Origin of the sequence: Paenibacillus sp. (genome assembly GCF_035645235.1) — a bacterium.
In the GTDB taxonomy this organism is placed as follows: Bacteria; Bacillota; Bacilli; order Paenibacillales; family YIM-B00363; genus Paenibacillus_AE.
Genome location: NZ_DASQMZ010000019.1, coordinates 1 through 13,885 on the forward strand (window position 1 = coordinate 1; position 13,885 = coordinate 13,885).

Consider the following 13,885-nt stretch of genomic DNA (forward strand, 5'->3'; position numbering starts at 1 on the left):
GCTGCGTGTGGAAAACGACCGACGAGCCGCGGCCGGTGCCGGCGGCGCTGCAGCGCGCCGTGCTGCCGAGCCCCGATCCCGCGGTGTTGCCGACGTTCGACGGCCTCGATACGGAGCTCGTCATCGATTTCGGTCGAGAGCTTTCCGGCTATATTTCCTTCGAGTTGGACGCCGCCGCGGGCACGATCGTCGATTTCTACGGCTTCGAATACATGAAGGACGGCTGGCGCCAGCATACGTACGTCGTCGACAACACGTTCCGTTACGTCTGCCGGGAAGGCCGCCAATCCTACGTGTCGTACGTACGGCGCGGCTTGCGGTACTTGACGATTACGGCGCGCGGCGCCTCGCGACCCGTCCGGCTGTACGAGGTCAAGCTGCTGCAAAGCAACTTCCCGGTCGCGAACGTCGGCCGCTTCCGCAGCAGCGATCCGCTGCTGAACGATATTTGGACGATCAGCCGCGACACGACCCGCCTGTGCATGGAGGATACGTTCGTCGATTGCCCGGCCTTCGAGCAGGTGTATTGGGTCGGCGACGCGCGCAACGAAGCGCTCGTCAACTATTACGCGTTCGGCGCGAAGGACATCGTGGAGCATTGCCTGAAGCTCGTGCCCGGTTCCGCTTTCCAGACGCCGCTGTTCGCCGATCAGGTGCCGAGCGGCTGGAGCAGCGTCATCCCGAACTGGACGTTCTTCTGGGTGTCCGCTTGCCGGGAATATTACGAATTCAGCGGCGACCGTGCGTTCGTCGAGGCGATCTGGCCGCATGTGCGCCTCACGCTGAACGCTTACATGGCGCTCCTGAACGAGGACGGCCTCATCGAGCGCGAAGGGTGGAACCTGCTCGACTGGGCGCCGTTCGAGCAGCCGGGCGAAGGGATCGTGACGCCGCAGAACATGTTTTACGCGAAGGCGCTGCGCGAGGGCGCCGAGCTCGGCGCGCTGGCGGGCGACGCGGCGGAGGCCGAGCGGCTTCGCGAGACGGCGGCTCGGGTCGCGCAAGCGATCGACGCGCGGCTGTGGGACGATTCGCGCAGCGCGTATCTTGACTGCCTCCATGCGGACGGACGGCTTTCCGCCACCGTCAGCATGCAGACCCAAATCGTCGCTTATCTATGCGACATCGCCGGCGGCGAGCGCAAGCGGCTGATCGAAGGGTATATCGTCCAGCCGCCCGCGTCGTTCGTCCAAGTCGGCAGCCCGTTCATGTCGTTCTTTTACTACGAGGCGTTCGCGAAGCTCGGCCGCTTCGACCTGCTGCTGTCCGACATGCGCCGCAATTACGGCTTTATGGTCGAGCACGACGCGACGTCTTGTTGGGAAATGTACCCTTGGAGCGGCTATAACAAAAATCCGAAGCTGCTCACGCGAAGCCACTGCCATGCCTGGTCTGCCGGCCCCGCTTATTTCCTAGGCGCTTACGTACTCGGCGTGCAAGGCTCGTCGCCGGGCTGGACGACGGTTCGAGTCGCGCCGCAGCTCTGCGGCCTGCAATGGGCGACCGGCTCCGTGCCGCTGCCGCAAGGCGGACGCGTCGACGTCTCCTGGCGCGTCGAGGGCGAGGACGCGCTGCGCCTGCGCGTCGAAGCGCCGGCCGGCGTCGAGCTCGACCTCGTCGCGCCGGAAGGCTATCAGATGACTGTGGAGCGCGTCGCGCTGTAAAGCAAACCTCCCCATCCTTCGTTCAAACTCGAAGGAAGGGGAGGTTTTTCCTTTGTTACAAAACACGCCGGAAACCAAAAAGCCGGGTTCCCGTTCGCGCATGTTGCGCCATTCGGAAACCCGGCCTGCCGTGAGGAAGCTATCAGTTCTGCATGACGAAATCTTTGTCCACGTTCGTCGACGCGTCGTCGAAGACGCGAAGCGTGCGGTATTTCGTATCGCGCTGCGCCGGAATTTTCCCCGCCTCGCGGATTAATTTTAGAATGAGTTCGATGTTGACCTTGTGCGTCGTGCCCGCGGCGGAGACGACGTTCTCCTCCATCATCGTGCTGCCGAAGTCGTTGCAGCCGAACGACAGCGACTTCTTGCCGATCTCCGGCCCCATCGTCACCCACGACGATTGGAAGTTCGGAATGTTGTCCAGCATGAGGCGCGCGATCGCGAGCGTCTTGAGGTACTCCTCCGGCGACGCCTTCTCGGCCTTCATGTTCGTATTGTCCGGCTGGAACGTCCAGACGATGAACGCCAGGAAGCCCGTCGACGGGTTTCGCTCCGCGATGCATTCGTCCTGCGCGTCGCGGATGCGAAGCAGGTGAAGCACCCGCTCCTCCATCGACTCGCCGAAGCCGATGACCATCGTCGCCGTCGTGTTGAGGCCGGCGCGGTGGGCGATGCGCATCGTGTCGATCCAATCCTTCCAGGAGCCCTTCAAACGGGAAATTTTCTTCCGCGTCCGGTCGTCCAAGATCTCGGCGCCCGCGCCCGGCAGCGAGTCGAGTCCCGCCGCCTTCAGCTCGCGGACGACCTCCTCGACGGAGAGGCCCGAGACGTCGGCCATCTTGCGAATTTCCGCGGTCGAGAACGAGTGCATCGTGATGTTCGGGAAGCGCTCCTTAATGCCGCGCAGCAGGTCGGTATAATACGAGAACGGCAAATTCGGATTCGTTCCGCCTTGCATCAAAATCTCCGTGCCGCCGACGTCGACCGTCTCCTGGATTTTTTGATATACCGTCTCGTTCGGCAGCACGTAGCCCTCGTTCGAGCCCGGCGCGCGGTAAAACGCGCAAAACCGGCAATACACGTCGCACACGTTCGTATAATTGACATTCCGGCCGATGACGAACGTCGTCACCGGCTCGGGATGAAATCTCTTCATGACTTGATCGGCGGCAGCGCCGATCTTCTCCAGCTCGTCGGACGCGAACAGGGCGAGCCCGTCCTCGAGCGTCAGCCGCTCGCCGCGGAGCGCCTTCTCCAAAATCGGGTCTATATTCATGAACGTCTCCGTCCTTCCTTGTGGCTTGCTTTCTACCATTCTACCACATTTCGTCTCGCAAGGCAGGACGGTAACGTTTGGTCCGACTTGCCTATGCTTTCAGCTCCGCGGCCGCCGCCTCGAACGCCTGCGCGAGATCGTCGATCAGATCGTCCGCGTGCTCGATCCCGACGGAGAAGCGCAGCAGCGTGTCGTCCACGCCGACCTTATCGCGGATTTCCTTCGGAATGTCCGCGTGCGTCTGCACCGCCGGATACGTCATCAGCGACTCGACGCCGCCGAGGCTCTCGGCGAAGGCGATCAGCTTGATGTGGCGCAGGATCGGCTCGACCGTGCGGGCGTCCTTCATCTTGAACGAGAAGATGCCCGTGTTGCCGGACGACTGCCGGTTTTGGACGTCATGGCCCGGATGCGACGGCAGCGCCGGGTAGAACACTTCGGACACCATCGGATGCTCCGACAGCCACTGGGAGAGGCGCAGCGCGTTCTGCTGATGGCGCTCCATCCGCAACGCCAGCGTCTTCATGCCGCGCATGAGCAGCCAGGAGTCCTGCGGGCCGAGCACCGCGCCGATCGAGTTGTGCAGGAATGCGATCTTCTGCGACAGCTCCTCGCCTTTCGTGACGATAAGGCCCGCCAGCACGTCGTTATGCCCGCCGAGATATTTCGTCGCGCTGTGAATGACGATATCGCAGCCGAGCTCGAGCGGACGCTGGAAGTAAGGCGTCAGCAGCGTATTGTCTACGATCGTCACGAGGCCTTTCTTCTTCGCCCAAGCGGCGACGCGCTCGAGATCCGTAATCATCATGAGCGGATTCGTCGGCGTCTCGACGAGCACCGCCTTCGTCGCGCCGGCGCGGTAGTTCGACTCGAGCGCGTCGAGGTCGTTCGTGTCGACGTACGTCGCCGTCACGCCGAAGCGCGTCATGATTTGCTCGATCAAGCGATAGGTGCCTCCGTACAGATCCAAGCTGACGAGCAAGTGATCCCCGGAGGAGAACATCGCGAAAATGGTTTGCAGCGCCGCCATGCCCGTGCTGCACGCAAAGCCCGCGTCGCCGGATTCGAGATCGGCGAACGCCTCTTCGAGCACTTTGCGCGTCGGCGACTTCGTGCGGGCGTAATCGAAGCCCGTGCTTTGGCCGAGCTTCGGATGGCGGAACGCGGTCGCTTGGTAAATCGGGTAGCTGACAGCCCCCGTCTGCGGATCCTCCAAGGAACCGATCTGCGCCAGACGGCTTTCGATATGCTTCTTCATGCTCGGAATCAACGTCCCCTCGTTAAATATAAGCGCCGACATGCACGAATTCGGTCTCGGCGGCCCGGCCGAGCTCGAACGGCGTCTCTTGGTATACGTAGTAGTTCAACCAGTTGCTGAACAGCAAATTCGCGTGCGCCTTCCACGTCGAACGCGGCTCCTTCGTCGGATCGTCGGACGGGAAGTAGTTTTTCGGCACGGCGATGTCCATGCCCTTCTTCACGTCGCGGTCGTACTCCCACTTCAGCGTCTCCGCGTCGTATTCGGAGTGACCGGTGACGAAGACGTGCTTGCCGTCCTTGCTCGCCGCAAGGTAAACGCCCGCTTCGTCCGAGACGGACAGCACGTCGACGTCGGGCACCTTTTCGATATCCTCGCGCCTTACGTCCGTATGCCGGCTCTGCGGCACGAAAAACAGCTCGTCGAAGCCGCGCGTCAGCTTTACGTTCTTGCAGGTGAGGAAGTGAGGAAATACACCGAATATTTTTTCCGGCATATCATATTTTTGAACGCCGTAATGGTGGTACAACCCGGCTTGGGCCGCCCAGCATATGTACATCGTCGACGTTACGTTCTTGCTCGCCCAGTTCATGATTTGCTGCAGCTCGCGCCAGTAGGTGACTTGCTCGAACGGCAGGTGCTCGACCGGCGCGCCCGTAATGACGAGACCGTCGAACCGATCGTAACGAATGTCGTTGAACGTCTTGTAGAACGACTCGAGATGCTCCGCGGACGTATTTTTCGACACATGCGTCTCCGGATGCAGCAGCGTCACTTCGACCTGCAGCGGCGTATTGCTGAGCAGGCGCAGCAGCTGGGTTTCCGTCGTCTCCTTCGTCGGCATCAGGTTCAAGATGACGATGCGCAGCGGACGAATGTCCTGCTGGAACGCGCGGGATTCGTCCATGACGAAGATGTTTTCGTTCGTCAAAATTTCTTTCGCCGGCAGATTGTCGGGCACTTTGATCGGCATGGCGGGTATCGCTCCTTCGCTCCAAGGGATGAATCGAAACAAGCATATACGCAAAAACGAACGCCTTCCCCATAAGAGAGAAAGGCGTTCGAAGTATCGGTAACGGCCTTCTCTCATCTCTCAGAAACATGCGTTTCCGCAAGAATTAGCACCGTGCAGGAGACGCCGTGGCGTGCTCCGTGTCGGTTGCCGGGTTTCATCGGGCTAGTCCCTCCACCTGCTCTTGATAAGAGTGCGTTCATATTCGGTTGTTGCTTGCGATTAGTTCTTATGTTACGGAGAAACAAGCCGGAAGTCAAGAGGGACGCGAAGCCTGTTGAAAGCCGATAAGGACAAGAGTATACTAATCGAGAACTCGGGCATTCCCGCTCCGCCCGGGAGATCAATCGCGTATCGAGGTGAAGGCGTGCATGGACGGTGACCGACCCCGTTGGTTCCATGAAGTAGAAGCGAAGATTCGAATTTCATATCGGAACGCAGGGGCGAGGCCGATACCGGCGCGCGTACGCGACTGATTCGCGGCGTCTCGCTTTCTTCTGCGTTCCTCGATCAGAGGAGGAGAGACCGCGATGAAGGTGAGATTGGTTCAACACGGCGTCTTTACGGTTATCGAGGACGTGGCCGAAGCGCTCGTCCAACCCGAAGAAGGCTTCTATTGGATCGACGCGAGCCCCGAGGAGCTGGAGAAGCTTCAACCGTTATTCCACCTCCACGAGCTGGCCGTCGAAGACGTGCTGCAGGAGGAAGAGCAGCGGCCGAAGCTGGAAATTCACGAAGGCCATTATTTTATCGTCGTAAACAGCATCCGATTCGACGACGAAGAAATTTTCTTTCGGGCCGTGAACATTTTCTTAGGGAAACATTTCATTATCACGGTGACGCGACAGAAAGTGAACGAGCTGCGCACCGTCAAGCCTGTCCTGTGGGAGGAAGAAGTGCATTCCCCCGACCGGTTCCTGTATCATTTGGCCGACCTGATCGTAGACAACTATTTCACCGTCGCCGACCGGATCGAGGACAAAATCGAGAAGCTCGAGGAAGACATTCTCCGGCATACGAAGAAGTCCCACCTGAACGAAATCATCGGTCTCCGCAGCGAGATCTTATATTTGAAAAAGGTGCTCGTCCCGCAGAAGGAAGTGCTCGGCATGCTCGCCCGCAAGGAGCTGCGCCTCATCGACGGCACCTTGCAGAAATACTTCGCCGACATGCACGAGAACGCGGTGAAGGTCACGGAATCGTTCGACACGTTCCGCGACCTGATGGGCAACTTGCGCGAGGCGTACCAGTCGAGCATCGCGAGCCGCGCGAACGAAATCATGCGCGTGTTCACGGCCGTCACGACGATCTTTATCCCGCTGACGTTCATCACCGGCATCTACGGGATGAACACGTCGCTGCCGGGCGCGGATTCGCCGCACTTCGGCACGACGCTCATTCTCGTCATGTGCGGCCTCGCCGTCGGCACTTTTCTATACTTCCGTTGGAAAGAGTGGCTGTAACGCGGCCGCTCTTTCTTTTCGCCTCCCCCATTCGATTTATCTCATTTTCAAAAACTTTTTCGAATATCTAATGATCCCCATGGTTCCAAGCTCTCTTTTCGCTTCTTTGGCCAATCTTTTTTCTGCCGTCTTAATGGTATCGTCGCCGGCAGTCAAAACACTGCCGGCTTGAAATAAAGGTTTGGGGTCATACTCGATGATGAGTTGAATCGCTTTTGTTTCAGCTTCTCCAACGATTTTATTGGACAAATATAATGCCATGTCGATTCCCGCCGATACTCCGGCAGCGGTAATATATTTTCCTTGCTCGACAATCCGCTCTCTTGTCGGAACGGCTCCGTAATCGCGTAATAGATTCATCGTCTTCCAGTGCGAAGTCGCATTCCGTTTATGAAGCAGTCCTGCCGACGCAAGCAATAGGGAGCCTGTACAAACCGATGCGGTCCATTTTGTATGACGATCCACTTCTTTTATCCATTGCCTCACGTTTTGTTTTTCCATTTCCTTAAGGAAACCAACGGTTGAACCTGGGATGATTACGATATCCGCTTCCCTGATATCGTTGATACTATACTTCGCATTCACATGGATCAGACCGGAATCAGCGGTTACTTCCCCTGCGTTTTCGGCAACAAAGTATAGTTCGGCGCCTGTCATATTTCTAAGAACCTCATACGGTCCAATGGCATCCAGCATCGTTATGCCGTTATACAAGTAAATGATGATTTTCATTTCGTCACCTTCCCTTAGGTTTGGGCTATAGCTCCGTATTGTTACACAGCTTCGCTATTCACCATGATTATACACTACCCCCCTATCGTATGAAAGTAATAATATGAACCGTACGAATTAATTCAAAAGAAAATGGTCGGGGGAGCTTCCTCCACGCGACCATTGACGTACCGTATCCGTTTGGTTTCTTCGGCAATTTTCGCGTTTAGCGCTGCCCAGCGAGATTCGAACCCCTACCCCGCCAGCTTCGACTCCTTCTGCCGTCGGAACCGGATGCGCAGCAAACGCAGCCACTCGTACGCGCGGTCGGCCTGGGTGTCCTTCCACAGCGCCGCCTCCTCGTTCAGCTTCTGGAGAATCGGCTTCAAGTACCGGTCCCCCGTCTGGGCGAACAGCGCCATGACCCGCGCCTGCTCCTCCGCTGGCAACTCCTTCGTCTCGACCGCGATGACCGGCTCTACGTCATATCCCTCCTTCTCCAGCTCCTCGAGCAGCGCTAACGCCTCGCGGCGCGGCAGCTGCGACTTCGTCTTCAGCGTCTCGAGGTCGGTGCCGTTCAGCGCCGCTTCGAGCACCGCGTTCCGCTGCGCCTTCCGCTGCTTCTCCCGCTCTTGGAACGCCTCCTGCTGCTGATGCAGCCACAGCTTATACTGCGCGTAATCGATGCGGTCCGCCACCCAATCGAGCGGGAACGTCGTCTCCCTCGGCGCCGCGCCTGTTATCGCGAGCAGCTCCTTGCCGTAGAGCTTGGCCTTGAACGGACCGAAGCCCGGAATTTGCAGCAGCTCGTCCTCCGTTCGCGGCAGGAACGCCGCCAGCATGCCGAACAGCCGGTTCGTTCCGATCATGTACGGCGCCTTCCCTTCCTTGCCCGCCTGCTTGCGGCGCCACTCGCGCAGCGCTTCGTACACGCCTTCGTTCTTGAACGCATCCCCGTAATACTGAAGCTTCTGAATCCACTCCGTCCGCCCGTTCGTCGACTGCACGTCGCCCGTCACGTTGTCGAGCAGCGGCGCGTAGCCTTCGGACATCTTCTCCAGCAAGCGACCGCGGAACGCCGTCAGCATGTCGTTCCAGCCCGCGCCTTCGAACCAACACGTCTCGACGCCGTCTCCGTCCGGCCCCGGCTCGTTCCAATACACATGCCACACGCCGGCGTCCTCGCCGATCGTCACCTGCGCTTGGACGACGCGGTCGTCCTCCGTCCGCTTCTGCAAGCTGTTCATGAACACCCAATTCATCCGTAACATCCTCCCTCTCCGGAGCGTGATTCATCGAACGAAGACAACGAAAAAAAGCACCTCCCTACGCTAGGTAGAGAGGTGCTTCCTCGTCCGTACTCGTTCAATTGCCTTCACTATATCACGCGTCCGGCGCGTTGACAAGCCTAAATTTTCCTATGCTGTACTATTAAGCGCCTAAAGAAGGCCAGCGCGCCATCAAGGTGTACAGCGTCGCGGCCGCCACTACGACGCCGGCGAACGCCAGCGCGTACGCGCCTCGACGGGATGCCATGCGCCGCACGCGAGATGCGCGCTTGCCGGCATCGACGGGACCGATAAAGACCGCCACCGTCATATCCATCAGCCATAGCAGCAACCTATGGAACCTCCGCATCGCGAATCCCTCCCCGCGCCCGATTTTGCCGGAATCGTTCCGCTCCGTTATAATAAACTGATTACTGTCTTATACGTCGCAAGGCGGAGAAAAGTTTCTTACCGAAGGAGGAATGACGATGTCGGGCGAACTCGATTTTTTGTCGGACAGCACCGAGCAGACGAGCACGCGCTTCGTAACGATGATCACCCCGAAGCTGAACCGATTCGATCTCGCGATCGTAACGACGAATCGCTTCTACGGCAAGAAGCTCGTCGTCGACCTGCAAAGCGGCATCTCGGCCGTGATCGGCCCGGACGATTTAGAGGAAGAGGGGTACCTCGCGCACCGGTACAAGCTGACCGAGGAGCAGGCCGAGGAGCTTTACGGCTTTTTGTCCGAAATCATCGGCCCCATCTCTTATCCGGAATAACGCGTCGCCACATGAAAAACCTCCCTCCCGGACACGATAAGGAACATCCCGGGAAGGAGGTTTTGTTCATGGCTTTTCTGAAGGAAGATCGCTCGGAATATACCGACCTATCGACGGTGGAATCGCAACGGAACGACCTCACCTTCGAGGAGTTTCCGGAGGGGCCGTACGGCTCCAGCCTGCGAGTCGAATCGATCGGCAAGAGCTCGCCGTGGCGCGAAGATCAGCGGCCGCCGAACCGGTTCAATTACGAAAATCGGATCCTCCACGAAGGGTTGCCGCGTCAATTTCCCGGCGCGCATCTGACGCATGACGAAGAAGGCGACGAAGGCGCGTTCGACGTCCGGATGTAGCGGCACCGCCCCACCCGCCGTCGGCGCCGGCCGCCGGCGGCGGATCCGTTTTCAAACGAATTTCTTGTATCGCTCCTCCGATTCCAGCCTTCTTCGGAACGCATCAGCCCCGACGGGGGCGCTGTATAAATACCCCTGCACCAGATCGCATCCCAGCTCCTTCAACCGGCTCGCCTGCTCCGCGGTTTCCACTCCTTCGGCGACGACCGATTTCCCTAACGCGTGGGACAGCCGGACGATCGCGTCCGCCATCGAGCGTTCCGCGCTTTCGTTCGTCATATCTTCGACGAAGGTTCGATCGATCTTGATCGTGCCAATGACGGGAAGCTGTTTCAGCACCGCTAAAGAGGAATATCCGGTGCCGAAATCGTCCATGGCGAACGAAATCCCGAACTCTGCCAGCTCCGTCAGCACGGACATCGCGGCGGTCAAGTTATGGGAGAGCAACGTTTCGGTAATTTCAAGGCACAGCCGCCTCGGCTCGAGACCGGCGAAGGTCGTCACCCCTTCGACCATCTCCGCGAAGCCCGGCTGCAGCTGGCGATGCGAGACGTTCACGGACACCGTCAGCGCGGGGAAACCCGCCTGCTCCCACCGTTTCGCTTCGCGGCAGGCTTCTTCCAGCACCCAGCGCCCGATCTCCACGATCATGCCCGTCGATTCCGCGATCGGAATAAACTCCGACGGCGGGATGGAGCCGAGTTCTTCGGAATTCCATCGCAGCAACGCTTCGGCGCCGACGATGCGGCCGGTCTTCAAATCAACCTGCGGCTGGTAATGCAGCTCCAGCTCTCCCTGCCGAAGCGACTTGCGCAGCAGCCTCTCCAGCTCGACGGTTCGGCGAAGCGCGGTATTCATCTCGTTCGAGTAGACGCGATACCCGCCGCCGCCCCCCCGCTTCGCTTGATACATGGCTATATCCGCATGCTTCGTCAGCTCGGCAGGGGTCGAGCCGTCCTCGGGATAATAACAAACGCCTATGCTGGCAGCCAGCGTATATTCGCGGTTCAGCAGCGCGATCGGCGGTTCGAAGCGGCGAACGATCCTTCGAGCCAACTCGACGGCTTCCTCCCGATCGCCGACGGGCGTAAGCACGACGAATTCGTCCCCGCCCAGGCGCGCAAGGAGCGCGTCTTTCCCGATGCAGGAAGCGATGCGCGAGGCGGTTTCGATCAATGCCTCATCCCCGACGGGGTGCCCCAACGTATCGTTAATGATCTTGAAACGGTCCATATCGATCAGAAGCAAGGCGAAACGTCCGTCTTCCCCCTTGGAAGCAGCGGCCGCCTTTTCGAGTCGCTCGGCGAAATGGAGCCGATTCGGCAGCGAGGTAAGCGGGTCGTGAAGCGCCTGGTGAAGCGTACGATTTTCCAGCTCCTTGCGCCCCGTAATATCCCGCACGACGGCAAGCACGAACTTCTCGCCGTTCGCCGTCATCTCGTCCGTATCCAACAATACGGTGATCGTCTTATGGTCTAAGGTGAGCATCTCCAGTTCGTAGTCTTTGACGTTCGCCAAGTCGGAGGGCTTGTCCGCCCCGGCGGAGAAGTCCGTCAACGACATTCCGCGAAGCGCCGCATCGGATTCGGAGTCGCACCCGAGCAGCCGTAAACCGACGGAGTTCGCTTCTTGAATGCGCCCTTGAGCGTCCAATAAATAAATCGCGGACGGCGAGATGCGAAACAGCGTCTCGTATTTCCTCGCCGCCGAAGGCCAAACGTCGTTATGGATGAGCAGCAGACGGAACGCGATCCCCCAAACGAGGGACGGCAGGAGCGTCACGATCGGAGGCGCGGCGTACCGGCCTTCCCCGATTATCGTGTACGCCGCCGCGACGGCTAACGTCGCTACGTAAGCTCGGTTCGCGCCGAACAGCATCTTCATCCGCCGCTTCACGCCCGAGGCGCTTCCGGCGCGCTTATAGGCAGTATAGGAGATTCCTGCGTTCAGGAAGGAAATGAGGCCGACGGGAATCAGGAACGCCAGCGTCAAGGGGGACAGCTGTTCTTCTTTCCAAATCGACTCGACCGCTACGCCGGTAAAGAGCGCTTCGGGGCCCAGCCCGACGGCCAAGGCCGGATACGCAAGGACAAGCGCAGCGACGAGGAAGCCGACCGTTATCAAATATCGGGAAACTCCGTACACGAACGCCAGATGAAAGAGCAAGCTCGTCCCCGCGGAAAGCAGGACCAGGGGATACTTTATGTATGCGCTTACAGTTAAAGTAAAATCAACGGGCAATATCGATTGCGCGAAATCGGCGACGAAAAGCAGCGCCAACGAAAACATCGTCAGCGCCGCCGATTTTCCGACGAAATGATTCGGGCTCCGCTGCGCGATCTCAAACCCCACAAGCACGAGAAAGACGATCGGAAGCAGTAAAAACAAGAAGTATACGTTTGCCATCCGGCTCACCTCGGGGATTTTTGACCTTACCCCTATAGTAAGCTCTCCTTCAAACCGATACGACGTAAATTCGCGCGCGCGAAAACGCAATCGTCAGGCCTGCGCGCGCCGCTCCTATACAATATCCTTCAGCAGGCTGCGGAACTCCAGCTCGTCGAATTTGCGGCCGACCCGCTCCGGGTCCGGCGCCCAGCGACAGGCGTCCAGCTCGAACTCGAGCGGCACCTCGCAATAGATCGTCGCCAATTCCCGGCAAAGATGCAGCATCTCGAGATCCGCCTCGATCTTCTTCTTCACCGAGCCCGACAACGCGTCGAGGTTGGCGAGAATGCCGTCGATCGACTCGTACTCCGACAGCAGCTTGATCGCCGTCTTCTCCCCGATGCCCTTCACGCCCGGGTAGTTGTCGCTGCTGTCGCCGATCAGCCCTTTCAGGTCGATGACCTGCGCCGGCGTCAGCTGCTTCTCCTCGAGCAACGCCGATTGGTCGTAGACCGCGTAGTTGCCGAAGCCCTTTTTCAGCATGACGACCTTCACCCGATCCGACACGAGCTGCAGCAAGTCATGATCCCCCGTCAGGATGAGCACGTCGATGTCCTCGCCGTATCGCTTCGCAAGGGTGCCGATGCAGTCGTCCGCCTCGTAGCCGAGCACGCCCACATTGGGCACGTCGAGCGCTTCGACGACCTCCTTCACGAGATCGAACTGCGGAATGAGATCGTCCGGCGCCTCCGGTCGATTTCCTTTGTAGGCTGCGAATTTTTCGGTGCGGAACGTTTTGCTGCTCATATCCCAGCAGACGGCTACATGTGTAGGCTCGTATGTACGGACGGCGTCGAATAAATAGCGCACGAAGCCGTGAATGGCGTTCACCGGCACGCCGGCCTTCGTCTTGCGGACATAGCCGCCGTACGCGGAAGCGAAATAGGCGCGAAACAGCACCGCCATGCCGTCGACCAATAACAACGATTTGGACACGTAAAAACTTCCCCTCTTAGTCCGGCCCGAATAGGCGCTTATTGTCTTGCATTATACCATATTTGTTATCCTAAGGACGAAAAGACTGCCGGAGGGAAAAGGTGCCATCGCGCATTTTACAATTTGTTCGCCTACAACGCTTGTCCCCCCCGAGATATAATATAATCAGCCCTGTTAACAACCGTCAAACCCCGCACGGATTCCGAGGGCATATACTTTATTGGCAAAGGAGCTGTACCCTCGGGATGACAAGCGAGCAGTTAGAGTTGGTGCGCATGATCCGGCAGGCGATTACGGAAAGCCATGACGACTTGAAAGAGGAAATTCAGGCTGTACGTACGGAGCTGAAGCAGGAGATCCAGGCCGTACGAGTGGAGCTGAAAGGCGAGATTCAAGCCGTTCGTACGGAGCTGAAGGAAGAAATTCAAGCCGTTCGCACGGAGCTGAAAGAGGAAATTCAAGCCGTTCGCACGGAGTTGAAAGAGGAAATTCAGGCGGTACGCACGGAACTGAAAGCCGAAATCAACGAACTGCGGACGGACATGAACGGCCGATTCGAGAAGGTCGACGAAAGCATGGATTACGTGCGGACGAAAGTTTCGGAGCACGACGAGGATATCTTCCGCATTAAACGGCTGCTGAAAGCCGTGACATAACCGAACGACGCAAAGAAGACCTGATAGGCGCGCGCCGGCGTACCGTCAGGTCTTCTTG

General features: G+C 58.7%; 13 protein-coding genes and 1 riboswitch. Of the genes, 5 read left to right on the plus strand and 8 right to left on the minus strand.

The window, feature by feature from the left end:
• A partial coding sequence (locus VEZ38_RS01695; RefSeq protein ID WP_324891326.1) for a family 78 glycoside hydrolase catalytic domain occupies nucleotides 1–1,664 on the plus strand: 1,664 nt, incomplete at its 5' end.
• Nucleotides 1,665–1,806: 142 nt separating this feature from the next.
• On the opposite strand, the gene mqnC is transcribed toward VEZ38_RS01695, so the two are convergent.
• From mqnC to metA, 3 genes are all read right to left on the minus strand, one after another.
• Nucleotides 1,807–2,940, minus strand: coding sequence for a cyclic dehypoxanthinyl futalosine synthase (mqnC, locus tag VEZ38_RS01700; RefSeq protein ID WP_324891329.1), 1,134 nt, complete (start codon nucleotides 2,938–2,940; stop codon nucleotides 1,807–1,809).
• A 91-nt stretch (nucleotides 2,941–3,031) separates the two neighbouring features.
• On the minus strand, nucleotides 3,032–4,198 hold the full coding sequence (locus VEZ38_RS01705) for an aminotransferase class I/II-fold pyridoxal phosphate-dependent enzyme (RefSeq protein WP_324891331.1): 1,167 nt from the start codon (nucleotides 4,196–4,198) through the stop codon (nucleotides 3,032–3,034).
• A 22-nt stretch (nucleotides 4,199–4,220) separates the two neighbouring features.
• On the minus strand, nucleotides 4,221–5,171 hold the full coding sequence (gene metA / locus VEZ38_RS01710; protein ID WP_324891335.1) for a homoserine O-acetyltransferase MetA: 951 nt from the start codon (nucleotides 5,169–5,171) through the stop codon (nucleotides 4,221–4,223).
• 110 nt (nucleotides 5,172–5,281) lie between these two features.
• Nucleotides 5,282–5,404: riboswitch (SAM riboswitch) on the minus strand.
• A gap of 336 nt (nucleotides 5,405–5,740) precedes the next feature.
• Here metA and corA point away from each other — a divergent pair.
• Entirely contained in the window at nucleotides 5,741–6,673 is a 933-nt protein-coding gene (gene corA, locus VEZ38_RS01715) for a magnesium/cobalt transporter CorA (protein WP_324891337.1), read from the plus strand.
• 36 nt (nucleotides 6,674–6,709) lie between these two features.
• Here the strand turns inward: corA and VEZ38_RS01720 are convergent, their stop codons facing one another.
• The 3 genes from VEZ38_RS01720 to VEZ38_RS01730 form a co-directional block, all read right to left on the minus strand.
• Nucleotides 6,710–7,405 (minus strand): DJ-1/PfpI family protein, encoded by a 696-nt coding sequence (locus tag VEZ38_RS01720; RefSeq protein ID WP_324891339.1) that lies wholly within the window; start codon nucleotides 7,403–7,405, stop codon nucleotides 6,710–6,712.
• Between the two features lie 233 nt (nucleotides 7,406–7,638).
• The gene (locus tag VEZ38_RS01725) at nucleotides 7,639–8,646 is read right to left on the minus strand and encodes an HRDC domain-containing protein (protein ID WP_324891341.1); all 1,008 of its coding nucleotides are present in this window, start codon (nucleotides 8,644–8,646) and stop codon (nucleotides 7,639–7,641) included.
• 169 nt (nucleotides 8,647–8,815) lie between these two features.
• The gene (locus tag VEZ38_RS01730) at nucleotides 8,816–9,022 is read right to left on the minus strand and encodes a hypothetical protein (RefSeq protein WP_324891343.1); all 207 of its coding nucleotides are present in this window, start codon (nucleotides 9,020–9,022) and stop codon (nucleotides 8,816–8,818) included.
• A gap of 112 nt (nucleotides 9,023–9,134) precedes the next feature.
• Here VEZ38_RS01730 and VEZ38_RS01735 point away from each other — a divergent pair, with 112 nt between their 5' ends.
• Together VEZ38_RS01735 and VEZ38_RS01740 are read left to right on the plus strand one after the other, a co-directional pair.
• Nucleotides 9,135–9,434 (plus strand): DUF3055 domain-containing protein, encoded by a 300-nt coding sequence (locus VEZ38_RS01735; RefSeq protein WP_324891345.1) that lies wholly within the window; start codon nucleotides 9,135–9,137, stop codon nucleotides 9,432–9,434.
• 68 nt (nucleotides 9,435–9,502) lie between these two features.
• Entirely contained in the window at nucleotides 9,503–9,787 is a 285-nt protein-coding gene (locus VEZ38_RS01740) for a hypothetical protein (protein WP_324891347.1), read from the plus strand.
• Between the two features lie 51 nt (nucleotides 9,788–9,838).
• Here the strand turns inward: VEZ38_RS01740 and VEZ38_RS01745 are convergent, their stop codons facing one another.
• A complete protein-coding gene (locus VEZ38_RS01745) occupies nucleotides 9,839–12,193 on the minus strand; it encodes a putative bifunctional diguanylate cyclase/phosphodiesterase (protein WP_324891349.1) in 2,355 nt (784 codons plus the stop codon).
• 114 nt (nucleotides 12,194–12,307) lie between these two features.
• Entirely contained in the window at nucleotides 12,308–13,171 is an 864-nt protein-coding gene (locus VEZ38_RS01750) for a 5'-3' exonuclease (RefSeq protein WP_414694638.1), read from the minus strand.
• 245 nt (nucleotides 13,172–13,416) lie between these two features.
• Between VEZ38_RS01750 and VEZ38_RS01755 the strand changes: the two genes are divergently transcribed.
• On the plus strand, nucleotides 13,417–13,827 hold the full coding sequence (locus VEZ38_RS01755) for a hypothetical protein (RefSeq protein ID WP_324891351.1): 411 nt from the start codon (nucleotides 13,417–13,419) through the stop codon (nucleotides 13,825–13,827).
• Nucleotides 13,828–13,885: the final 58 nt, after the last annotated feature.

Coding starts and splice junctions, on each gene's coding strand:
- mqnC (WP_324891329.1), bottom strand. CDS start 2,940: ATGAATATAGACCCGATTTTGGAGAAGGCGCTCCGCGGCGAGCGGCTG.
- VEZ38_RS01705 (WP_324891331.1), bottom strand. CDS start 4,198: ATGAAGAAGCATATCGAAAGCCGTCTGGCGCAGATCGGTTCCTTGGAG.
- metA (WP_324891335.1), bottom strand. CDS start 5,171: ATGCCGATCAAAGTGCCCGACAATCTGCCGGCGAAAGAAATTTTGACG.
- corA (WP_324891337.1), top strand. CDS start 5,741: ATGAAGGTGAGATTGGTTCAACACGGCGTCTTTACGGTTATCGAGGAC.
- VEZ38_RS01720 (WP_324891339.1), bottom strand. CDS start 7,405: ATGAAAATCATCATTTACTTGTATAACGGCATAACGATGCTGGATGCC.
- VEZ38_RS01725 (WP_324891341.1), bottom strand. CDS start 8,646: ATGAATTGGGTGTTCATGAACAGCTTGCAGAAGCGGACGGAGGACGAC.
- VEZ38_RS01730 (WP_324891343.1), bottom strand. CDS start 9,022: ATGCGGAGGTTCCATAGGTTGCTGCTATGGCTGATGGATATGACGGTG.
- VEZ38_RS01735 (WP_324891345.1), top strand. CDS start 9,135: ATGACGATGTCGGGCGAACTCGATTTTTTGTCGGACAGCACCGAGCAG.
- VEZ38_RS01740 (WP_324891347.1), top strand. CDS start 9,503: ATGGCTTTTCTGAAGGAAGATCGCTCGGAATATACCGACCTATCGACG.
- VEZ38_RS01745 (WP_324891349.1), bottom strand. CDS start 12,193: ATGGCAAACGTATACTTCTTGTTTTTACTGCTTCCGATCGTCTTTCTC.
- VEZ38_RS01755 (WP_324891351.1), top strand. CDS start 13,417: ATGACAAGCGAGCAGTTAGAGTTGGTGCGCATGATCCGGCAGGCGATT.